Raw genomic sequence first — 23387 nt, forward strand, 5'->3', positions numbered from 1 at the left:
AGAGCCAGTAGATAGGTTTAGGTTAAGGCTTTGTAACGGAGATTGTTGAAAAAGTTATCGACTCTGAGGGGTAAAACAAGAGCAAGATCTCTTTTTAAGGTTTTTAGGAAAAAAAGCCCTCGATTCCCTTGAAAAAGTCGCTATTGTCCCCATTTCTGTTGTGCTAAGTGATGTTTTGATCGTTTTTGTATCATTTAGTTGGACGAATTTAGAGCATTCATCATCAAGCAGAGGTGAACGGCTCGACAGAGATTAAACAGATCGCTAGAATGTCGCGTCTAAAATTTCTGTCCTGAGGCTAATCGGAGATACCTTTCTTGTTTCTGAAAACAAGCTTTGTTGCGTTTTAATTGACGCGTGAAGAACGAAGATATCGCTGATTAGTCTGGTGTTTGGTTGAATAATCAATTCAGACATCAATGCTCGATTTTAAATTAGGTGTTCGGATAGAGCACTACACAAGGATGCAGCCAACAACGTCGGCTTTTGAATTAAAGCTAAGTTACGGCTCATATGCTCAGATTACTGAGCCAGTTTTGAGGTTTATATAATGCAAGTTACTGTTGAAACGCTAGAAGGCCTAGAGCGCCGTCTTAATATTACTGTTCCTGCTGCTAACATCGAAGATGCAGTTACAGCTGAACTACGCAACATCGCGAAAAACCGTCGTTTCGATGGTTTCCGTAAAGGCAAAGTGCCAATGAAGATGGTTGCTAAAATGTACGGCAAAGCAGTACGTCAAGACGTGATGGGCGAAGTAATGCAACGTCACTTCATCGAAGCGATCGTTAAAGAGAAAATCAACCCAGCTGGCGCACCAACTTTCGCACCAGTTGAAAACAACGAAGGCGCTGACCTAGTATTCAACGCAACTTTTGAAGTTTACCCAGAAGTTGAGCTGAAAGGTCTAGAAAACATCACTGTTGAGAAACCAGCAGTAGAAGTTAAAGACGCAGACGTTGAAGAGATGATCGAAACTCTACGTAAGCAACAAGCAACTTGGACTGAAGTTGAAGCTGCAGCTGACGCTGGTTCTCGTGCAACTATCGACTTCGTTGGTTCTATCGACGGTGAAGAGTTCGAAGGCGGTAAAGCTGAGAACTTCCCACTAGAGATGGGTGCTGGTCGCATGATCCCTGGCTTCGAAGACGGTATCGTTGGTAAAACAGCAGGTATGGAATTCGAAATCGACGTAAACTTCCCAGAAGATTACCACGCTGAAAACCTAAAAGGTAAAGCAGCTAAGTTCTCTATCAAGCTGAACAAAGTTGAAGCTCGTGAACTTCCAGAACTAAACGAAGAATTCGTTTCTAAGTTCGGCGCTGCTGACGGTGTTGAAGGTCTTAAAGCTGAAGTTCGTAAGAACATGGAGCGTGAGCTTAAGCAAGCTGTTAAGAACCGCATCAAAGAGCAAGCTATCGACGGTCTAGTTAACGAAAACAACATCGACGTACCTTCTGCTCTTATCGATCAAGAAATCGGTGTGCTACGTCAACAAGCTGCTCAACGTTTCGGTGGCAACACTGAAGCTGCTGACCAACTTCCACGTGAGCTGTTCGAAGAGCAAGCTAAACGTCGCGTAGTTGTAGGTCTTCTTCTTGGTGAAGTAATCAAGACTGAAGAGCTAAAAGCTGACGACGAGAAAGTTAAAGCTATCATCGAAGAGATGGCTACAGCATACGAAGATCCAACAGAAGTTATTGCTTACTACGAGCAAAACGAGCAAATGATGAACAACATGCGCAACGTTGCTCTAGAAGAGCAAGCTATTGATGCAATCATCGCTAAAGCTCAAGTTTCTGATAAAGAAGTTAGCTTCAACGAGCTAATGAATCAGCAACCTGCTTAATATAGTAATATCTGACGTAGAAGGTTGACGTACGGTCAACAATTCTGCTAACAATGGTCCGTATGATTTAATCATTCGGGCCATTTATTTTAGGGACATAAGAATATGAGCTACCAAGAAAAAAATACAATGCCATCGATTATGGACGCACTAGTTCCTATGGTGGTTGAACAGACTTCCCGTGGTGAACGTTCTTACGATATTTATTCTCGTCTATTAAAAGAACGTATCATTTTCTTAACAGGTCAAGTGGAAGACCACATGGCAAATCTTGTCGTGGCTCAACTGCTTTTCTTGGAATCAGAAAACCCAGACAAAGATATCTATCTTTACATCAACTCACCTGGCGGTAGCGTAACAGCAGGCATGTCTATCTACGACACAATGCAGTTCATCAAGCCAAACGTGAGCACAGTATGTATGGGTCAAGCTTGCTCTATGGGTGCATTCTTACTAGCGGGTGGTACTCCAGGTAAGCGTCACGTGCTTCCAAACTCACGTGTAATGATTCACCAGCCACTTGGCGGCTTCCAAGGCCAAGCGTCTGATATTCAAATTCACGCGCAAGAGATCCTAACGATCAAACAAAAGCTAAACAAACTATTGGCAGAGCACACTGGTCAGCCTCTAGAAGTTGTTGAGCGTGATACTGATCGTGACAATTTCATGTCTGCTGATCAAGCAGTAGAATACGGCTTAGTGGATTCAGTTCTTAATCACCGCGGCCAATAATTGCAGGGCAATTGTTTAACGCAAAGTGATTCAAATTGATATACACTCAAGCATAGAGAGTAAAGGCTAAGAGGTTAGCGAATGACAGATAAAAGCAAAGAGGGTGGTAGCGGTAAACTGCTTTACTGCTCTTTCTGTGGCAAAAGCCAACACGAAGTTCGCAAGTTAATCGCAGGTCCTTCTGTTTACATTTGTGATGAATGTGTCGATCTATGTAACGACATTATTCGTGAAGAAATTAAAGATGTTCTTCCTAAGAAAGAATCGGAATCGCTGCCAACGCCGCGTGAGATTCGTGAGCATCTTGACGACTATGTAATCGGTCAAGAATACGCGAAAAAAGTGCTAGCAGTTGCGGTATACAACCACTACAAGCGTTTACGCAATGGTGATACAACGGCTGAAGGCGTAGAGCTAGGTAAGAGTAACATTCTTCTTATCGGTCCTACTGGTAGTGGTAAAACGCTACTTGCTGAAACACTGGCTCGTTTCCTAGACGTTCCTTTCACAATGGCAGATGCAACAACACTAACCGAAGCCGGTTACGTGGGCGAAGATGTTGAAAACATCATCCAGAAGTTGCTTCAGAAATGTGATTACGACGTAGCGAAAGCGGAACGCGGCATTGTTTACATCGATGAAATCGACAAGATTTCTCGTAAAGCTGAAAACCCATCAATCACGCGTGACGTGTCTGGTGAAGGTGTACAGCAAGCTCTACTAAAACTTGTTGAAGGTACAGTTGCTTCAGTTCCACCTCAAGGTGGTCGTAAGCATCCACAGCAAGAGTTCTTGCAAGTGGACACGTCTAAGATCCTATTTATCTGTGGTGGTGCATTTGCAGGCCTAGATAAAGTGATTGAGCAACGTGTAGAAACAGGTTCAGGTATCGGCTTCGGCGCAGAAGTGCGTTCAAAAGACGAAACCAAAACTATCGGTGAATTGTTCACTCAAGTAGAACCTGAAGATCTAGTGAAGTATGGTCTAATTCCAGAATTCATTGGTCGTCTACCTGTTACAACAACACTGACAGAGCTTGATGAAGAAGCGCTAATCCAAATCCTTTGTGAGCCAAAGAATGCACTGACAAAACAGTACGCTGCATTATTTGAGCTTGAGGATACAGAGCTAGAATTCCGTGAAGACGCTTTACGTGCCATTGCTAAGAAAGCAATGAACCGTAAAACGGGCGCTCGTGGTCTACGTTCTATCTTGGAGGGTGTTCTACTAGAAACTATGTACGAACTGCCATCTTCAACTGATGTAAGCAAGGTTGTGATTGATGAGTCGGTAATTAATGGTGAGTCAGAACCACTATTAATTTACAGCAACTCAGATAACCAAGCAGCTGTTGCAGAGTAGGTCTTTTTTAGACAAGTCACTCAAATTGAAAAAGGAGGTAAGCAATTACCTCCTTTTTTTTATTCTTCCATTGAATCCAGTCGTTTAAGCCCCATATACTGCTTTATAAGTTAAAGCGGAAGAGAGAAATATATGAACTTGGAACGTTCCGAGCGTATCGAAATCCCCGTGCTACCTCTACGTGATGTAGTGGTTTACCCACACATGGTTATTCCATTGTTTGTTGGTCGTGAAAAATCGATTACTTGCCTTGAATCGGCAATGGAAGCTAACAAACAAGTACTACTTGTAGCGCAGAAAGAAGCGGACACTGATGAGCCTTCAATTGACGACCTATTTAAAGTAGGTACTGTCGCTACCATTCTTCAGTTACTAAAGCTCCCTGATGGTACTGTTAAAGTGCTTGTCGAAGGTCAGCAGCGTGCAAAAATTCATCAATTCAAAGAAAGTGAGTTTTTCTTAGCGGACGCAGAATACGTTGTAACCTCAGAGCTTGACGAAAAAGAACAAGAAGTGGTTGTTCGCAGCGCGATCAATCAATTCGAAGGCTTTATTAAGCTGAACAAAAAGATTCCACCAGAGGTTCTAACATCTCTGAACGGTATTGATGAGGCAGCTCGCCTTGCTGATACGATTGCTGCACACATGCCACTTAAACTGGTAGACAAGCAGCACGTTCTAGAAATCTTAGATGTGACAGAACGTCTGGAATTCTTGATGGGCCAAATGGAGTCAGAAATTGACATCCTGCAAGTTGAAAAACGCATCCGTGGCCGCGTTAAGAAGCAGATGGAAAAATCTCAGCGTGAGTACTACCTGAATGAGCAAATGAAAGCGATTCAGAAAGAACTTGGCGAGATGGACGACGCACCTGATGAATTCGAGACTCTGAAGAAGAAGATCGAAGACTCTAAGATGCCTCAAGAAGCTCGTGAAAAAACCGAGCAAGAACTGCAAAAACTGAAAATGATGTCGCCAATGTCTGCTGAAGCAACAGTAGTACGTAGCTACATTGATTGGATGGTGGGCGTTCCTTGGGCTAAGCGTTCAAAAGTTAAAAAGAATCTAGCGAAAGCGGAAGAGATTTTAAACGAAGATCACTACGGCTTAGAGCGTGTTAAAGAACGTATTCTTGAATACTTGGCGGTACAAAACCGTATCAATAAGCTAAAAGGTCCAATCCTTTGTCTTGTTGGTCCTCCTGGTGTAGGTAAAACCTCGCTAGGTCGTTCGATTGCTGCGGCAACGGGTCGTAAATACACACGTATGGCACTTGGTGGCGTTCGTGATGAAGCTGAGATTCGTGGTCACCGTCGTACGTACATCGGTTCACTTCCGGGTAAACTGATCCAGAAGATGTCTAAAGTTGGTGTTAAGAACCCACTGTTCCTATTAGATGAGATCGATAAGATGTCTTCTGATATGCGTGGCGACCCATCTTCAGCGCTTCTAGAAGTACTAGATCCAGAGCAAAACAACGCATTTAACGATCACTACCTAGAAGTAGATTACGATCTGTCAGATGTTATGTTCGTGGCTACATCGAACTCGATGGACATTCCTGGACCTCTACTGGACCGTATGGAAGTGATTCGTCTATCGGGTTACACAGAAGATGAGAAGCTGAACATTGCGAAGAGCCACTTACTGGACAAGCAAGTTCAACGCAACGGTCTTAAGCCTCATGAAATTGAGATTGAAGACTCTGCAATCATCGGCATTATTCGTTACTACACGCGTGAAGCGGGTGTACGTAGCCTAGAGCGTGAAATCTCTAAGATCTGTCGTAAAGCAGTGAAGAACATCTTGCTAGACAGCGACCTTAAGTCTGTAACGGTTAACATTGATAACCTAAAAGAGTACTTAGGTGTTCAACGTCACGATTTCGGTAAAGCGGATGAAAGCAACCGTATTGGTCAAGTAACTGGCTTAGCGTGGACTCAAGTGGGTGGTGATCTACTGACTATCGAGACCGAAGCAATGCCGGGCAAAGGTAAGCTAACGCAAACTGGCTCACTTGGCGACGTGATGAAAGAATCGATTCAAGCGGCAATGACTGTGGTTCGTTCGCGTGCTGAAAAACTGGGTATCAACTCAGATTTCTACGAAAAACGCGACATTCACGTTCACGTACCAGAAGGTGCTACACCGAAAGATGGCCCGAGTGCGGGTATCGCAATGTGTACTGCACTTGTCTCTAGCTTAACGGGTAACCCGGTTAAAGCAGAGGTCGGTATGACAGGTGAAATTACTCTTCGTGGTGAAGTTTTACCTATCGGTGGCTTGAAAGAAAAACTGCTTGCTGCACACCGTGGCGGCATCAAAACTGTACTGATTCCTAAGGACAATGAGCGTGATTTGGAAGAGATTCCAGACAACGTAATCGCTGACCTGAAGGTGATCCCGGTCCAATGGATTGATGAAGTACTGAAAGTCGCGCTAGAACGAGATCCGTCAGGGGTCGAGTTTGACGTGAAAAAATAGTGATGCATAGCAAAAATAAGTAAAGAATTACGCTGATAGGCTCGAAAAGGCTTGTCAGCGTTTTTTTTGGACGCTAAGTTATTTGACTAAAGCGGCAGCCCTTTTGCAATAAGGCTTGCGGCTAAATTAAAACCAAAATGGAACGTACAGTCATCGAGAAGTAGTCACAGATGACACATAGGGGAAAAACAGTGAATAAAACACAACTAGTAGAATCAATCGCAGAAAACGCAGACATCTCTAAAGCTTCAGCTGGTCGCGCTCTAGACGCTTTCATCGAAGCAGTTGGCACAACGCTACAATCAGGCGACCAAGTTGCACTTGTTGGCTTTGGTACTTTCAGTGTTCGTACTCGTGCTGCTCGTACAGGTCGTAACCCAAAAACTGGTGAAGAGATCCAAATCGCAGAAGCTAAAGTACCTGGCTTCAAAGCGGGTAAAGCACTTAAAGACGCATGTAACTAATTTCTACGGCTGAAACCTCAGTTTTGCGAGGGGAAGGCTGTAAAATGCGTTTACTGTTTGAAAAATGATGTTTCATTCTTAAACAGTAAGTGTGCAAAGCACATTGAACTTATTTAAATTATGCGCATCCTACTGATGCGCATTTCTTTTTCTGATAATATCGCGTGAATAGATTTTTATTTTGAAGCCAATGCTTCATATCCGGAGAGCACTTAAATTATGATGGATCGATTACGCGAAGGCGTGAATAGCATCGCGGTAAAAATTATCCTTGGGTTGATTATCCTGTCATTCGTATTCGCAGGTGTAGGCAGCTACATCACCGGTGGCGGTAACAACGCAGCAGCTAAAGTTGGCAACACAGAAATTGCTCGTGGTGAGTTCGAACAAGCTTACCAAAACGAACGTAATCGCATGCAATCTCAACTTGGTGATTACTTTGCTCAAATGCTTGCAGACCCTGCATACGTAGAGTCTTTCCGTAAATCAGTCCTTGATCGCATGATCAACGACGTTCTACTTGAGCAGCAAGCAGAGTCTCTAGGCCTACGAATCAGTGATTCTCAAATCCGTACCATGATTCTAGAAATGCCTCAGTTCCAAACGGCTGGTCAATTCGACCAAGAAGTTTACCAATCGGCACTACGTCGTGCAGGTTTCAGCGCAGAGAGCTTCGCTGAATACATGCGTCGTGACCTAATGCGCAACCAGCTTGTGACTGCACTTCAAGGAAGTGAATTTGTTCTTCAAGGCGAAATCGACACGCAAAGCAAACTGATTGCTCAAACTCGTGACATTCGTACAGTGACACTGTCTGTTGCTGACCTTGCGAAAGGCATCGAGCTAACTGACGAACAAATCGAACAGTACTACCAAGAGAACCCTGCAGCTTACACTCGTCCAGAGCAAGCGAAGGTATCTTACATTGAGCTTTCTGCTGAAGCACTTAAGTCTCAGCTTGAAGTAAGCGATGAAGAAGCGCAGAAATACTACCAAGAGCACCTAGACAAGTACTCAACTGAAGAGCAACGTAAAGTTAGCCACATCCTAGTTCAAGGCGATGACGAAGCGAAAGCTCAGTCTATCCTAGACGAACTAAATGCAGGCGCTGATTTTGCTACGCTAGCGGAAGAGAAATCTGACGACTTCGGCAGTGCTGACGTTGGCGGTGACCTAGGTTGGATCGAACGTGATGTTATGGACCCAGCATTCGAAGACGCGGCTTTCGCTCTTGAGAATATTGGTGACACGACTGGCCTAGTTAAATCTGATTTCGGCTACCACATCATCAAGCTAGACGAACTAAAAGCGTCTCAAGCTCAGCCTTACGCAGAAGTAGCGGCAGAGATTAAGACAGAGCTTCTAGACCAACATGCCGTTGATCAGTTCTACGAGCAACAAACTGAACTTGAAAAAGTAGCGTTTGAATTCCCAGATTCTCTAGATGATTCTGCTGAAGCGATTAATGCGAAAATTACGACGACTGATTTCATCTCTCAAGCTGATGCGCCAGAAGTTCTGATGACGCCTGCAGTAATGCAAGCTATCTTGAGCCCTGAAGTGAAAGAAGACGGTCTAAACTCTGAAGTTATCGAAGTAGCTCCTGAGCACGTGATTGTTGTTCGTGTAGAAGAGACTCGTGACGAGACTGTTCTTCCTCTAGCTGAAGTGAAAGATCAAGTTGTGGCTGCACTGTCTGCGGTACAAGCAGAGCAACAAGCGGTTGAGCTAGGTGTTTCTCTAGTGAACGAACTTAAAGCTGGCAATGAAGCTGTGCTTGCGGACAATAACCTTGAGTTCACTGAACTTGAAACTATTGACCGTAACTCTCCACTAGCAGCTTCTGTATTCGCTCTAGCGAAACCAGAAGAAGGTCAAGCTGTGTTCGGTCAATCGAAAGACCAAGACGGTAACATCGTTGTTGTTGAGCTTTCTAAAGTGACAGCTGAAATTAATCCAGCTTACAGCACTCAAATTGGTGCGCAGTTGGAACGTGTTGGTAATCAGCAAGATCTGACTAACGTACTAAACGTACTACGCAAAAACGCAGACGTTGAATACTACGTAGTAGGTCAAGGTCAGTAAGCATCGATTACCTTGGTAGTTAAGCCTGTTTAGCGACTGACTACCGAGATTCATCATGCGATGGTTGGGTGATAAGAGATTTGTGAGCCAACAAGCAAGCTGATGAAAACAATATGTATAACAAAGCGGGTCACTTAGGTGACCCGCTTTATTTTTATCTGGTGATTGTGTTCTCTCTCATTACAAATGCATAAGTTACGTTTTTTGTACAAAGGAACGGTTTATGCGCGCGATATATTCAACATTACTTCTTTCACTTCTTGTTACCTTCAGCTCTGCAGTGTTTGCTGATAGCCCAACTAAAGCTGAGCTATATGATGGCATTGAGATCACGGTAAACATCAACACAGCGACAGCAGAAGAGCTATCAGCATTATTGGTAGGTGTGGGTAACAAGAAGGCGAAAGAGATCGTCGATTACAGAGAGAAAAACGGAGAATTCTCCTCCGCAGACAGCTTGGTTAACGTGAAAGGGATAGGTGAGGCAACGGTTGAAAAGAACCGCGAAAGAATTCAGCTTTGATCGGTTTTCTTATTCATTACAAATGAAGCGATAGCCATGAAGCCTCCAGTCAGTGCTCCTGCTAGGTGGGCTTCAATCGCAACGCGAGCATTGATCAGCTCGCCAGTCGTACTAGAAGGGCCGACAAACTGCTCCCACGCTATCTTAGCTATTAGTCCTGCCACTAACAGCCAACTCGATTTTCTGCCGTTTAACGCTTCTCTGAGCGCGAACAAGCCAAACAGCCCATGCAAAGTCCCCGACAAACCCACATAAATTTGAATGCTCGACAGCAGCAGCGCCAATCCCGTGACTAAACTAATCACAAGTAAAGCAACAACAAGCTGTTTTTTGCTCGGTTGAAACAGATAGCTGATGATCCACAAGCCTGCTAAATTCATCACAAGGTGCGAGTAGTTGGTATGTGAAAAGTTTCCTGTTAGGATTCGCCACCATTGCCCGTCGGCAATCGCACTGTTATCCCAAACTACCCAAGCCTGCACAGGCTCTAGTTGGAATAAGACGCATAAAAGTGAAGTGAAAATTAAAACAGGGTACACATTAAATCCATGTCTCGTTATTGCCGCCAATGCAGCAAGGCTTTGAAAGCTTGTATTTGTCAGTGGGTTACGCCACTAGAATCGAACGTTGAGCTTATCATTCTTCAGCACCCATCAGAAGAGCATCGCCCGATGGGAACCGCACGTATTCTCTTGTTATCTCTAAAAAACAGCGTGACGCTTGTTGGGGAAGACTTTTCAGATAATACAAAACTGAACGAACTGCTGGCCGATGAAGATTACCAACACGTGATTTTGTACCCAAGTGAGCACTCTGTGTCTGTTGAGTCTGCAACACGCCCAAGCAAAAAAATGCGTGTGATTTTATTGGACGGCACGTGGAAGAAGGCATTTAAGATGTGGCAGGTGTCGAGTAACTTGCACGCGTTACAAACCGTCCACCTACCCAAAGACCTTAAAGGTAACTATCGAATTCGTAAGGCGCCGAGCGAAAACAGCTTGTCGACGGTAGAAGCCGGATATCACTTGCTGAATTTGTTAGAGGGCGACCGAGATTTCAGTCCGCTGCTAACGGCATTTGACCAAATGATTCAATTTCAAATCAATCAAATGCCGCCCGGTGTATTTGAGAAAAACTACCTAGATTAAGCTGCTTTAACCAAATGAGTCAGCAGCTAAAACTCGGTATGTGCTGAGAACAGTTGCTGATGCATTTTCTGCGCAAGATCATCGGTCATTGATGAGATGTAATCGGCGATCACTCGCATCTTTCTCGATTCATCGTCATGCAATAGCCATTGCTTTTTGATCGGCAGTGGCAACAGACGTTCAGGGTCGGCGCTGAATGCCTCAAACATATCCATGATGATCTGCTGTCCTTTGTATTCGATCACCTGAACCTGTGGCACCTGAATCACGAACTCGCTGACAAAGTGTTTCAGCTTATCAAGCGTGGCGTCCATGCTTGGTTCAAGCACGGCATTGTAGGCAAGCAGTACATTCTCAAAAGCTTCATCCACTCGCTTAATCGAGATGCTGGTCAGCAGCGCATTAACTATTCCGCCAATGGCGTCTTTACGGCGGTATTGTTCTCCAGAAAACAGCATTTCCGTAATTGAATCTAGGTGCTCGCAAATCCAAGGGTCAGCCATCTCTTTCAATTGAGGATAAGCAGATTCGACCCATTGCGCTTTGGTCACTGAACCAAGCACAATCGCATCTTCTAGATCATGCACGCCATAAGCGATGTCATCAGCCAACTCCATAATGGAACAATCGAGTGACTTGTACTTGGTTTTATTGTGCTCAAGAGGCTCGGTGTGTGATTTTCTTTTCTGTTTGAGAAGCTGTTGGTCGTTGCTTGAGAGCGGCTCAAGCACCCAATTGAATAGCTCTTCATCATGATCGTAGATACCTTTCGCTGGCATCCAATCTTTTGCTCTTAACTGACGTTGATGTTTTACAGGTTCAGACTGTAATCTCGCTTGGACTTGGCTGAGCAGCGAAGGGTATTTAATTAGCCCGAGTAGCGTGCGTCGAGACAGGTTCATACCGTGATGTTCAGTGTAAGGCTCGAGCTGAGTGACAATACGAAATGTTTGGGCATTACCCTCAAAGCCGCCGTGGTCGCGCATCATGTAGTTCAGCGCCACTTCACCACCATGCCCATAGGGAGGGTGACCAATATCGTGCGCCAAACACAAAGAATCAATCAAACTGTCTGAAGGTAATAGGTCTCTGAATTCGGGTTGCTTCTTCTTAAGCTGGGCGACAATACCGGTGCCAAGCTGAGCGGCTTCTAGCGAGTGGGTGAGGCGTGTACGGTGAAAGTCGTTCACCGTGGTACCATGAATCTGGGTTTTAGCTTGTAGGCGACGGAAAGCAGCAGAGTGAAGCACGCGCGCGCGGTCACGCTGATACGGGCTGCGGTGATCGTCACGTCTTATTTTATGTTCATCGTCATTTCGATGTTGCCATTCTTGTTCGAGTACAAAGGGTGGTTCGAGTTGAGAATTCAAAATAGCACCTATCAAATTGATTTTATTTAGCTAATTAAAAACAACTTATACCCAGCTAGCTTATCTCGTCTAGTGATAATTCAAAGCTCGGCGCAAATGTGGTGAGAAAATAGTCCATTTCTGGGCTTTTACGCTGTTCGAGTGTCTCTTCGAGTCGGCGCTTGGCTTGCTCGTACTCATGGTTGCCCGCACTGAGCTCCTCCAAACACTTGAGGTAAGCACAGATGGTATCGGCTTGTTTTACGATGCTTTGTTCTTCTTTACTGGCTGTTCCTGAAATTAAGAAGGGCGCGAAGTCGTCTTGAAACTCTTCTGGCAGCATTGAAAGCAGTCTTTGCTCTGCTGCGGCCTCTATCTTTTTATACTCTTGGGCGATATCTGGGTTGTAGTATTTAACCGGAGTAGGTAAATCACCAGTCAGTACCTCACTGGTGTCATGGTACATTCCGAGTAGGGCTATGTGTTCTGGGTTGAGTTTGCCATCAAATTTCTTGTTTTTGATAAGTGCTAAGGCGTGGGCAACGAAAGCAACTTGTAGGCTGTGTTCTGAAATGTTTTCGCTTGAGACTGAGCGCATCAAAGGCCAGCGCTGGATAAGCCTCATGCGTGCGAGATGGGCGAAGAAATGGCTCTGTTTCATAAGTGTCCTATCTAGAGAGTGCTCCACTCGTACCTTGTGTTTGCCACAAACTGCACGAGACAGCGGATACAAAAAAGGCTCCTAAACAGGAGCCTTTTAAGCATAGAAGTGATTGAATACAAGTTAAAGTCTTTTAAAACAGCAAATTGTAGCCACCTCTTGTAGTGTTTATTTAGCGTCGATAAGATCGTCTTGGCTGTAAGTTTGCAAGAAGCGCTCTAGTCGACCAATCGCCACTTCAAGATCTTCAATGTGTGGCAAAGTCACGATACGGAAGTGATCAGGCTTAGGCCAATTGAAGCCCGTGCCTTGAACCAATAACACTTTCTCTTGTTTCAGGAAGTCGAGTACGAATTTCTGATCGTCTTTGATGTTGTACATCTTGGTATCGATCTTAGGGAACAGGTACATCGCGCCTTTTGGTTTCACACAAGAAACGCCAGGAATCTTGTTGATCAATTCCCATGCGCGGTCACGTTGCTCAAGCAGTCGACCACCAGGAAGAATCAACTCATTGATACTCTGATAGCCGCCTAATGCCGTTTGGATGGCGTGCTGCATTGGTACGTTGGCACACAAACGCATCGAGGCGAGCATCTCTAGCCCTTCGACATAGCCTTTTGCTAGGTGTTTAGGCCCCGTTAAGAACATCCAACCACCACGGAAACCACATACACGGTAAGCCTTAGACAGACCGTTGAACGTGACCATTAATACGTCTTCAGCAAGTGTTGCAACAGAGGTATGCACTGCACCATCGTAAAGTACTTTGTCGTAGATTTCGTCAGCGAAGATGATTAGGCCATGTTCACGTGCAATCTCTACAACTTGCAGTAGGAAGTCACGGCTGTAAACCGCACCTGTTGGGTTGTTCGGGTTGATAAGAACTATGCCGCGAGTCTTTGGAGAGATCTTCGCGCGCATGTCATCAAGGTCTGGGTACCAATCGGCATCTTCATCACACATGTAGTGAACCGGAGTGCCCCCAGAAAGTGCCACTGAAGCTGTCCATAGTGGGTAGTCTGGAGCGGGAACTAAGATTTCATCACCATTATCCAGTAGCGCCTGCATAGACATAACGATAAGCTCAGACGCACCGTTACCGATGTAAACGTCTTCTACGTCAAGGTTACGTAGGCCTTTTTTCTGGTAGTGTTGAACAACCGCTTTACGGGCTGAGTAGATACCTTTTGAGTCGCAATAACCTTGAGATGTCGGTAGGTTACGGATTACGTCAACAAGGATTTCATCAGGGGCGTCAAAACCAAATGGGGCGGGGTTACCAATATTAAGCTTTAGTATTTTATGCCCTTCTTCTTCCATGCGCTTAGCATGTTTGAGTACAGGCCCCCTGATTTCGTAGCATACGCTGTTGAGTTTTGACGACATCCCGATATTTTGCATTGCCGATTTCCTGAAATTAATTTAAATACTTTATTAAAGTACCGCAAAATGGCGTTTGATAGAATAAAAATCTGATGAATGTCGCATTTCAGTGTCACGTTTGGTCTTTTTGTTGTCACTGTTTTCTAAATTTTAATTAATCGCTTTCTTGGTTATTGGCTAAGATGAATAAAGGGGTAGGATCGCTTAAAATCACAGGAATGTTGAAAAGATACAGTACATTCTTGATCTAAGTGGGTGCTCTCCTTAAAGTATCAAACTAATATAATAATAATTTAGATGTGAACGAGGTCGATTTGTCACATTTCCAGCAAACTATCTCCGCTTTGATTGAGCGAGTACAAAATGCCCAAGCAAGCGAAGTTCGTTGTGTTGAAGTTCTAACGCAAAAACCATCGTTTGCATTTATTGAATGGCTTCATGCTCAACCGCTCTTTCCTAAGTTCTACTGGCAGTCACGCGACACTCGTGAAGAGGTTGTTGCGCTCGGGCAGTTACATACATTTTCAGATCCAGCACCCGCATATGCGATTTTAGGTGAAGACCAACGCATCTGGGGTGGACGTTCATTTGACGGGCACACCGCAAAGAATCGTCGCTGCATGGAATCGTTTTTCTTCCTTCCTCAGGTTGAACTAATCCGCTTTGACAATACTTGGTCGCTGGCCGTTAATTTGTCTCCTGATCGCGTTGCTTCTATTAATGCCTTAAATAAGCTTTCTGTTGAAGCGGCGATATTAGCGCCGTTATCTGCCCATATAGAAGAAATAAACCACGTTCCAGAAAGAGAACAGTGGGGCGGTTTGGTTGAGAAAGTTCTAAAAGGTATTAGCGACAAAGAATACAAGAAAGTCGTTTTAGCGCGTAAAACCACGCTCCAGCTTGATGCGCCTATTTGTGCAGCTCAACTCTTAAAAGCGAGCTATCTGCAAAACCACCACAGCTTCCATTTCATGTTGGTGTTGGATTCTAAACACAGCTTTATTGGCTCGACGCCAGAGCGCTTATATAGCCGTCATGGCACTGAGCTCGACACCGAAGCACTTGCGGGTACCATCGGTCGCGGAGAAAACGCTACCGAAGACATGGAGCTAGCGAACTGGCTTTCACAAGACACTAAAAACCTCAATGAGAATCAATATGTGGTTGACGACATCATTGAGCGTCTGACTCCTCATTCCCAATCGGTACACGTAGAGAAAGAAGCGCGTCTAGTGCGTCTGCGTAAGGTGCAGCATCTCAAGCGTAATATTCACGCACAGCTTAATAACGGTGTTAACGGTGTCCAGTTGCTTGCTGCTTTGCAACCAACCGCAGCCGTTGCCGGCTTACCACGTAAAGAAGCAATGGACTTCATTCTGGAACACGAACCGTTTGCGAGAGGGTGGTATGCAGGTTCAGTAGGATATATTAGCCATCAACGTGCGGAGTTCTGTGTGGCAATTCGAAGTGCATTGGTTGTAAACGATCAAGTACAACTGTTTGCGGGCGCGGGGATCGTGCCAGGATCGGTTGCCGAACATGAGTGGCAAGAATTGAACAAAAAAATGTCGACCCTATTGAGCCTAATTTCAGATCACCCACCATTGGGTGTGGCATCATGAATCACGACCAAGCTGTATTAAACAGAGTTTGGTGTAACACATTACTTGAAGAGCTTGCACGCAGCGGTGTTGAACATGTTTGTATCGCACCGGGCTCTCGCTCAACACCATTAACACTCGAAGCCGAAGCTAACTCTAAGCTCACTTTACACACACACTTTGATGAGCGTGGTCTTGGGTTTCTAGCTTTAGGTTTAGCGAAGGCGAGCAACAAGCCAGTTGCAGTGATTGTGACCTCAGGAACTGCGGTGGCTAACCTTCTGCCTGCGACCGCTGAGTCTGGATTAACAAGAGAGAAGCTGATCTTGTTGACCTCAGATCGACCTATCGATTTAGTCGACTGTGGTGCTAACCAAGCGATTCAGCAGCAGGGTATCTTTTCTTCCCATGTTGAAACGGCGCTCAACCTCCCAAGCCCAACCACACAAGTTTCATTGAACTGGCTTTTGACATCAGTTGATAACGCACTCGCGAAACAACGCAGTGTTGGCGGAGCCATTCACATCAACTGTCCGTTCCCAGAGCCACTTTATTCAGCCAACAGCGCTGAGATATATGCGGATTACACCAAGAGTGTGGCAGGGTGGAGAGACTCAGCAAGCCTTTATTCCAATACTTATTTAGCTAATCATTTGAATGTGCAACCGGTTGTGCCGAGTGATTATGTCGCACGAAAAGGTGCGGTGGTTATTGGCTCTATCGATAACGAAGCCGCAACCAAAGCCAAGCAGTTTGCTTCTGCTCTGGGCTGGCCTATCTTTTGTGACCCTCAATCGGGTGTAAACAGTGATTGGCAACACTATGATTTATGGATGCAAAGTGACGTAGCCAAAGCGCAGCTTAGCCAGTGTGATTTTATTCTTCAGTTTGGCGAGCGTATCGTTTCTAAGCGTCTTAACCAATGGATAAAGGCGCAAGCCGCTCTGTTTCACTCATTGCAATACGTTGTGGTTTCACCAGATTCTCACCGTATTAATCAAGACCATCTGCCTCAAACTCATATCGTTGCAAACATCGAACAATGGCTATCAGAGCAGCATTTACCAAGCTTGTTGGGTGAACATTCTGATTGGGCGACGCCTTTAGTGGAAGTAGCGAATACGGTTCAGCAGTTAGCGTTGGCGCAAATCTCTAATAACGACCAACTGACAGAGTTGAGCGTGGCCGTTGACTTGTCGTCTAGACTTAAGGGCAGAGAGCTGTTTGTGGGAAATAGCTTGATGGTAAGGCTGGTGGATATGTTGTCATCAATATCTACGACTCAAGTTTACAGCAACCGTGGTGCATCGGGCATTGATGGCTTGGTTGCGACGGCTGCGGGCGTGATAAAAGCCAACCAAAACCCTTTGATGATGCTGATTGGCGACACCTCTTTGTTGTATGACCTCAATTCACTGGCGTTGCTCACTCATAACACAACGCCAATGGTTATTGTGGTCACCAATAACGATGGCGGGGCAATCTTTGATTTGTTGCCAGTTCCTGAGCAACAAAAACAATCTCTATATCAGATGCCTCACGGTTTCAATTTTGAACATGCTGCTGCGCAATTCCAGCTTGGTTATGCAGCGCCAGAAACCTTGAATTGCTATCAAACGCTTATCGAACAACATTTCGAACAAGGTCAGGGTACCTTGCTCGTAGAAGTTAAGACGCCTCCCGAACAAGCGTCTACTTTGCTGAAGCAATTCAGCTCAATGCTCACTGAGGCATTAGCCTAAGGACTTTACATGCTTTACTCCAATTATTACCCAGCAGTACAAGAATCTTCTGACAAACCTTTGCTTGTTTTTTTACATGGTTTACTCGGAAGCGGGGATGATTGGAGTGCATGTCACCCCTTCCTCGAGGATTTTCCTCGTCTTTGCATAGATTTGCCCGGACACGGACAAAGCCGCTTTATCGACCCTGTAGGCTTTGATCATTGCTGTACCAAAATAGTTCAGTGCATCACTTATCAACTGGCAGCGAATGATCTTCCTGCCGATTATCCTATCGTAGTGATTGGCTATTCGATGGGCGGAAGGCTTGCCATGTATGGGGTAACAAGCCCTTGCTTCGAAACTCTTAACCTAGAGAAAGTCATCATCGAAGGTGGCAACTTTGGCTTGGAGTGTGATGAAGAAAGAGCACAAAGGTTAGTACATGATACGCAATGGGCCGTTCGCTTCGCGCAGCAGTCGATTGAAGATGTTTTAGACGATTGGTATCAACAAAGCGTCTTTTCTTCACTAAATCATGAGCAAAGACAAACTTTGGTCATAAAGCGTAGTGGTAACCTTGGAGTATCCGTAGCAAATATGTTGTTATCTACTTCGTTAGCTAAGCAACCGGATTTACGTGCCACATTGAAATCTCATGAGCATCAATTGCATTATGTGTGTGGTGAAAAAGATCGTAAATTCATGGAGCTAGCTGAGAATAGTGGCTTTGAATATAGTCAGGTTGATTACGCTGGTCATAATGTTCATTTCGAGCAACCAGAGTTGTTTTCAAATCTGATTATTCAATGTATCGCCAGTCGTCGCTAAACTGACTGAGCGGTTCTCTCGTATCAAGCACTATCAAAAGCAGAGCAACACCGTCACGACTATTCGTTAGTCGTGGTCTCTAATAGAACAATGGGAATCACCATGGCTAAAACAGTAGGCATCACCGAAGAAGAACTTTACGCAGCCGTTAACTGGCGCGATGAAAGCAGTCAATTTGAAGATATTCAGTACCACAAGTCTGACGACGGTATTGCGAAAATCACGATTGCTCGTCCTCAATTACACAATGCGTTCCGTCCACAAACCGTAAAAGAGATGATCAATGCATTGGCTGATGCTCGTTATGACGAGAAAGTTGGCGTAATCATTTTGACGGGTCTTGGTGAAAAGGCGTTCTGTTCTGGTGGTGACCAAAGTATCCGTGGTGACTACGGCGGCTACCAAGATGATTCAGGTACACACCACTTGAACGTGCTGGATTTCCAACGTCAAATTCGTACTTGTCCAAAACCAGTTATCGCAGCGGTATCTGGCTGGGCTGTAGGTGGTGGTCATGTTCTTCATATGATGGCAGACCTTACTATTGCCGCTGAAAACGCACAATTCGGTCAGACTGGTCCTAAAGTAGGGTCGTTCGACGGCGGTTGGGGTGCTTCTTACATGGCTCGTATTGTTGGTCAGAAGAAAGCGCGTGAAATCTGGTTCTTATGTCGTTTCTACGATGCTCATGAAGCATTGGACATGGGCCTTGTAAACACGGTTGTTCCTGTCGCTGACCTAGAAAAAGAAACCGTTCGTTGGTGTCGTGAAGTACTTCAACATAGCCCAATGGCTCTACGTTGCTTGAAAGCCGCTCTTAATGCTGACTGTGATGGTCAAGCGGGTCTGCAAGAGCTAGCAGGTAACGCAACTATGATGTTTTACATGACAGAGGAAGGCCAAGAAGGCCGCAATGCGTTTAACGAGAAACGTCGACCTGATTTCGACAAATTCCCGCGTAACCCATAGCTTTACCCTCTTCAAAATGAGTCGCTAAATAGCGGCTCGTTTTGTTTTGATGTTCCCGTTTTTTAGGAAACCATTATGAATTCAATGAATTCCCAGCGTCACGCTAAACTGTATCGTTATCAATTACCTATGGATAGCGGTGTGGTGCTGCGTAACAATAAGCTGAACGAGCGCGTTGGTTACATCATCCAGCTTGAGTGTGATGGTAAAACTGGTTTTGGTGAAGTTGCGCCTCTGCCGGGCTTTAGCCAAGAAGATGCTGAGCAAGCCGGTATTCAGTTGCAAAACGAGCTAGAGCTTTGGAGTCACAATAAGCCTCACACCTCATTCGATGAGTTATATCCGTCAGTTGCGTTTGGCTTTTCGATGGCATTGATGGAGCTTAAAGGCGAACTCAACGCGGAAGGTAACTATCAAGCTGCACCTTTATGTACCGGTGACCCTGATGAACTTATTCCTGTGCTTAATGAGATGGAAGGTGAGAAGGTCGCTAAGGTAAAAGTTGGTCTTTATGAAGCGATCCGTGATGGCATGCTGGTGAGCTTATTCCTTGAATCGATTCCTGATTTAACGTTAAGACTTGATGCTAACCGCGTGTGGAAACCTGAAAAAGCGAAGCAGTTCATCAAGTACATCTCGCCATCTCTGCGTCAGCGTATTAGCTTTATTGAAGAGCCTTGCCAAAAGCCAGAAGACAGCTTGGCATTTGCCATCGACCACGGCGTTGCAATTGCGTGGGATGAAACCTTGCAAGAAGCGGTAAGAAGCCCTGAGTTTGATCTCAGCGATCTGACTGGTGTTAAAGCGGTCGTGATTAAACCAACCTTGATTGGCTCGGTAGAGCGTTGTGTGGCAATCATTGAGCGTGCACAACAACTTGGGATTAAACCAGTATTAAGCTCAAGCATTGAGTCGAGCCTTGGCTTAACTCAGATTGCACGATTAGCACAGCAATACTTACCTAATGAAGTGCCGGGGCTTGATACAATTGGCTTGTATCAACAACAGCTAGAAGTGTCATGGCCGGGTTGCCAACTTCCCGTTGCGACTCTTGAGCAGCAGCAACTGATTTGGTCTTCTTAGGCTTATTGTTCGGTTGGCTTAGTCAGTTTCAATCTATAACTTGGTTATCTTATGATGCGCCCACAATCTAATCATCACCCGCTCTGGGTACAGTGGGCGCAGCAGAACCCACATCAAACAGCGTTAGTGACTCCCAACTGGACTTATACTTGGCTGCAAGTTTCAGCATTAGTGAGTAGTTACCAACAACAGTTATCCGAACAAGGTCTCTCTGAAGGCGATGTGTTGTCCATTGTTGGTAAGAACCAAGCTGAAGTGATCCCCGTTTATCTTGCGGCGCTTAATTTGGGTGTGCTTTGTGCGTTCACTATGCCTCAGCCTGTAGCTCGATTAATGCAAAAGCTTGAATCGCTGTATAGTCCATCGGATAGACGTTATCTATGGTTGTTAGAGGGCGGTAGTTTAAATCAATCAGACGTTGCTGAACCAAACACTCAGTTACTTACCTTACCTTGTTTGAATGAACTGGATGTCGATGAACAGCTAGTCGCTCCTTTAGATTCTTCTAGTTTTAATCCTCACAATCTCGCAAGCATCGTATTTACTTCCGGCTCTACTGGAAACCCAAAATCAGTGGCTCATACATTTGAGCAACACCTTTGCTCTGCCGTTGGATTATTGGATGTATTCCAATTTCAAGGTAACGATACTTGGTTACTTAGCTTGCCTATGTACCATGTGTCAGGATTGGCGATTGTCCATCGTTGGTTAGCTGCTGGTGGCTGTATTAAAATAGGCTCTGGTAAGCTTGAATCAGACATTGAAGGTTGCAGTCATGCCTCGTTAGTCGCTACTCAGCTGCACAGATTATTAAAGGGTAAGCAAGCACTTACTTTGACCCATGTGTTGTTGGGTGGAAGCCATATTCCAGAAGCGCTTGGTCTTGAAGCTCAGCAAATGGGAATTGAGACTTGGCTTGGCTACGGTATGACAGAAGCAGCCTCAACGGTGACTGCAAAACCTGTTGAGGCAAGCAGCACTGCTGGTGTCGTGCTTAATCATCGTCAATTAAAAATTGAAAACCAACGTATCTATATTGGAGGTGACACCCTCGCTTCCGGTTACTACTATCAAGGCCAATTAACGCCATTGGTGGACGAGCACGGTTGGTTTGATAGCAAAGATCTTGGCTTGTGGGTTGGTGAGCAAGTGTCGATTATTGGCAGAGCCGACAATCAGTTTATTTCTGGAGGTGAGAACATTCACTGTGAAGAAATTGAGCGTGCCCTCAATCAGCTGCCCGAAGTTAAGCAAGCCTTTATCGTACCCGTTGAAGACAGTGAATTTGGTTTTAGGCCAGTTGCCATTGTGGATTGTGATGAAGTGCCAAACAAAGAATGGTTCGCAGAACAGCTACAAGGAAGCCTAGAGCGTTTTAAGTTTCCAATTGAATACTACCGCATGCCAGAGCAAGAACAACAGGGTATCAAGGTATCGAGAGCGGGATTAGCTCTGTGGTTACAAGAGGTTCGCTCCAAATAAAACGAAGCGCAATACACGGTGACTAGTCGTAATTGCGCTTCAGGGGGTTGTGATGGTGGTGAAGCCATCACAAATTCTTACTGTTCTATTTTGTCATCAAAGGTGCCGTGTTAAGCGAGAGCCTTCTTCATTTGTTCTGCGACTTTATCCACTTTTCCTAGGCCAATGATAACTTGTAGTCCACCTTTACCTACTGGAACCACGCCGGCAGCACCTAGCTTTTTCAGTTTGTCACTGTCAGCGATAGATGAGTCTTTTACCGTTAGACGTAGGCGAGTAATGCAGTTGTCGACTTCAAGGATATTGTCAGCACCGCCAATCGCTTCAATGTAGTTGTTGGTTAGGTTAATCAGAGCTTCAGGAGATGCAGTCTCGCCTTCTGCTTCCATCTCTTCACCACGACCTGGAGTACGTAGGTTGAACTTGATGATAGCGAAGCGGAAGATGCCGTAGTAAAGCGCGAAGAACACCACACCTTGTACCAATAGCATGTACCAGTTTACCGCGAGTGGGTTTTGGCTAGACAATACTAAGTCAACAAAACCTGCTGAGAATCCGAAGCCTGCCATCCACTCCATACTTGCCGCGATGTAAAGTGATAGACCCGTTAACACAGCGTGCAGTAGGAACAGTACCGGAGCAAGGAACATAAAGCTGAACTCTAGCGGCTCTGTGATACCAGTGAAGAATGAAGCCATTGCCGCTGCAAGCATGATTGCGAATACTTGGTTTTTGTTTTTCGCATCAGAGCAGTGGTACATAGCCAATGCTGCCGCTGGTAAGCCGAACATCATGATTGGGAAGAAGCCCGCTTGATACATGCCTGTTTTACCAGGAATACCAGTACCGTTAGCAATAGATTGAGCACCACCTAGGAAGTTTGGAATGTCGTTGATGCCGACAACGTCGAACCAGAACACAGGGTAAAGCGCGTGGTGCATACCTACGGATAGGAACAAGCGGTTGAAGAAACCAAACAGACCTGCACCAACAGCACCCATACTCTCTAGCTTGATACCCAGAACGATAAGCGCATCGTAAACAGCAGGCCAGATGTAAAGAAGAGCAAATGAAAGCGCCATGCCTGCAATCGACGTCAGGATAGGCACTAAGCGCTTGCCACTAAAGAATGCGAGAGCTTGAGGCAGCTCAACGGTCGAGTAGCGATTGTAGATTTCAGCCGAGATGATACCAACAATGATACCCACAAATTGGTTGCTGATTTTGTCAAAAGCGGCGGGTACTTGATTTAACTCGACATCGATTAGCTGAGCCACAGAGCCCGGTGCAAGTAGTGTGGTCACAACAAGGAACATCACAAAACCAGATAGCGCAGCAGAACCGTTCTTGTCTCGGCTCAAGCCAAATGCGACACCTACTGCGAATAGAACCGCCATGTTGTCGATGATCGCACCACCAGATTTGATCAAGAATGCGGCTAGGATATTTTCTGAACCCCACCCAACAGGATCCAACCAGTAGCCTATCCCCATAAGGATTGCCGCAGCTGGCAGTGTGGCGACTGGAACCATCAATGCCTTACCTACTTTTTGCATATACCCGAGTATATTCATACGTGCCCCTAAATTTTTAAATTAATTTTTTTAATGTTCCCGCACATCAAGACTTGGAACCAAATATTGATCAATGCAGTATT

At 45.2% G+C, this 23387-nt stretch carries 19 protein-coding genes and 1 pseudogene; 15 read left to right on the plus strand and 5 right to left on the minus strand.

What is annotated here, in order from left to right; translation table 11 throughout:
- Positions 1-73: 73 nt before the first annotated feature.
- The 8 genes and pseudogenes from OCV12_RS24900 to OCV12_RS04385 form a co-directional block, all read left to right on the plus strand.
- Positions 74-256 (plus strand): annotated as a pseudogene (locus tag OCV12_RS24900) (hypothetical protein); the annotation flags it as partial.
- A 294-nt stretch (positions 257-550) separates the two neighbouring features.
- Positions 551-1849 carry a trigger factor gene (gene tig / locus OCV12_RS04355; protein WP_017631415.1) on the plus strand — a complete coding sequence of 433 codons (1299 nt, stop codon included), beginning with the start codon at positions 551-553 and terminating at the stop codon, positions 1847-1849.
- Between the two features lie 105 nt (positions 1850-1954).
- Entirely contained in the window at positions 1955-2581 is a 627-nt protein-coding gene (gene clpP / locus OCV12_RS04360; protein WP_004736080.1) for an ATP-dependent Clp endopeptidase proteolytic subunit ClpP, read from the plus strand.
- Positions 2582-2662: 81 nt separating this feature from the next.
- Complete coding sequence (gene clpX / locus OCV12_RS04365; protein ID WP_009847283.1) at positions 2663-3943, plus strand: ATP-dependent protease ATP-binding subunit ClpX; 1281 nt, start codon at positions 2663-2665, stop codon at positions 3941-3943.
- A gap of 132 nt (positions 3944-4075) precedes the next feature.
- Complete coding sequence (gene lon / locus OCV12_RS04370; protein ID WP_017060619.1) at positions 4076-6427, plus strand: endopeptidase La; 2352 nt, start codon at positions 4076-4078, stop codon at positions 6425-6427.
- A 191-nt stretch (positions 6428-6618) separates the two neighbouring features.
- On the plus strand, positions 6619-6891 hold the full coding sequence (locus OCV12_RS04375; protein WP_004736083.1) for an HU family DNA-binding protein: 273 nt from the start codon (positions 6619-6621) through the stop codon (positions 6889-6891).
- 219 nt (positions 6892-7110) lie between these two features.
- Entirely contained in the window at positions 7111-8976 is a 1866-nt protein-coding gene (ppiD, locus tag OCV12_RS04380; RefSeq protein WP_239847161.1) for a peptidylprolyl isomerase, read from the plus strand.
- 223 nt (positions 8977-9199) lie between these two features.
- Positions 9200-9499: a ComEA family DNA-binding protein gene (locus OCV12_RS04385; protein ID WP_261885430.1), complete on the plus strand. Its 300-nt coding sequence runs from the start codon at positions 9200-9202 to the stop codon at positions 9497-9499.
- On the opposite strand, the gene rrtA is transcribed toward OCV12_RS04385, so the two are convergent.
- On the minus strand, positions 9490-10038 hold the full coding sequence (gene rrtA / locus OCV12_RS04390; protein WP_261885431.1) for a rhombosortase: 549 nt from the start codon (positions 10036-10038) through the stop codon (positions 9490-9492). The two genes, OCV12_RS04385 and rrtA, sit on opposite strands and share 10 nt — an antisense overlap.
- Before the next feature lie 9 nt (positions 10039-10047).
- On the opposite strand from rrtA, the gene OCV12_RS04395 reads away from it, so the two are divergent.
- Positions 10048-10647, plus strand: coding sequence for a tRNA-uridine aminocarboxypropyltransferase (locus OCV12_RS04395; protein WP_261885432.1), 600 nt, complete (start codon positions 10048-10050; stop codon positions 10645-10647).
- A 26-nt stretch (positions 10648-10673) separates the two neighbouring features.
- Here the strand turns inward: OCV12_RS04395 and OCV12_RS04400 are convergent, their stop codons facing one another.
- The 3 genes from OCV12_RS04400 to OCV12_RS04410 all read right to left on the minus strand — a co-directional run bounded on the left by OCV12_RS04400 (position 10674) and on the right by OCV12_RS04410 (position 14061).
- On the minus strand, positions 10674-12017 hold the full coding sequence (locus tag OCV12_RS04400; protein WP_261885433.1) for an anti-phage deoxyguanosine triphosphatase: 1344 nt from the start codon (positions 12015-12017) through the stop codon (positions 10674-10676).
- Positions 12018-12072: 55 nt separating this feature from the next.
- The gene (gene yfbR / locus OCV12_RS04405) at positions 12073-12657 is read right to left on the minus strand and encodes a 5'-deoxynucleotidase (protein ID WP_261885434.1); all 585 of its coding nucleotides are present in this window, start codon (positions 12655-12657) and stop codon (positions 12073-12075) included.
- A gap of 168 nt (positions 12658-12825) precedes the next feature.
- Positions 12826-14061, minus strand: coding sequence for a pyridoxal phosphate-dependent aminotransferase (locus OCV12_RS04410; RefSeq protein ID WP_107899290.1), 1236 nt, complete (start codon positions 14059-14061; stop codon positions 12826-12828).
- A 296-nt stretch (positions 14062-14357) separates the two neighbouring features.
- On the opposite strand from OCV12_RS04410, the gene OCV12_RS04415 reads away from it, so the two are divergent.
- The 6 genes from OCV12_RS04415 to menE all read left to right on the plus strand — a co-directional run bounded on the left by OCV12_RS04415 (position 14358) and on the right by menE (position 21730).
- Positions 14358-15665 carry an isochorismate synthase gene (locus OCV12_RS04415; RefSeq protein ID WP_261885435.1) on the plus strand — a complete coding sequence of 436 codons (1308 nt, stop codon included), beginning with the start codon at positions 14358-14360 and terminating at the stop codon, positions 15663-15665.
- On the plus strand, positions 15662-17386 hold the full coding sequence (gene menD, locus OCV12_RS04420; protein WP_261885436.1) for a 2-succinyl-5-enolpyruvyl-6-hydroxy-3-cyclohexene-1-carboxylic-acid synthase: 1725 nt from the start codon (positions 15662-15664) through the stop codon (positions 17384-17386). The genes OCV12_RS04415 and menD overlap by 4 nt, the downstream gene beginning before the upstream one ends.
- A gap of 9 nt (positions 17387-17395) precedes the next feature.
- Positions 17396-18196 (plus strand): 2-succinyl-6-hydroxy-2,4-cyclohexadiene-1-carboxylate synthase, encoded by an 801-nt coding sequence (gene menH, locus OCV12_RS04425; protein WP_176681762.1) that lies wholly within the window; start codon positions 17396-17398, stop codon positions 18194-18196.
- 102 nt (positions 18197-18298) lie between these two features.
- Positions 18299-19165, plus strand: coding sequence for a 1,4-dihydroxy-2-naphthoyl-CoA synthase (menB, locus tag OCV12_RS04430; RefSeq protein ID WP_261885437.1), 867 nt, complete (start codon positions 18299-18301; stop codon positions 19163-19165).
- Positions 19166-19240: 75 nt separating this feature from the next.
- A complete protein-coding gene (gene menC, locus OCV12_RS04435; protein ID WP_261885438.1) occupies positions 19241-20248 on the plus strand; it encodes an o-succinylbenzoate synthase in 1008 nt (335 codons plus the stop codon).
- Between the two features lie 51 nt (positions 20249-20299).
- The gene (gene menE / locus OCV12_RS04440; RefSeq protein WP_261885439.1) at positions 20300-21730 is read left to right on the plus strand and encodes an o-succinylbenzoate--CoA ligase; all 1431 of its coding nucleotides are present in this window, start codon (positions 20300-20302) and stop codon (positions 21728-21730) included.
- A gap of 110 nt (positions 21731-21840) precedes the next feature.
- On the opposite strand, the gene nagE is transcribed toward menE, so the two are convergent.
- Positions 21841-23286 carry an N-acetylglucosamine-specific PTS transporter subunit IIBC gene (gene nagE, locus OCV12_RS04445; protein WP_261885926.1) on the minus strand — a complete coding sequence of 482 codons (1446 nt, stop codon included), beginning with the start codon at positions 23284-23286 and terminating at the stop codon, positions 21841-21843.
- Positions 23287-23387 lie beyond the last annotated feature (101 nt).

It is taken from the genome of Vibrio pomeroyi (assembly GCF_024347595.1).
Classification (GTDB): domain Bacteria; phylum Pseudomonadota; class Gammaproteobacteria; order Enterobacterales; family Vibrionaceae; genus Vibrio; species Vibrio pomeroyi.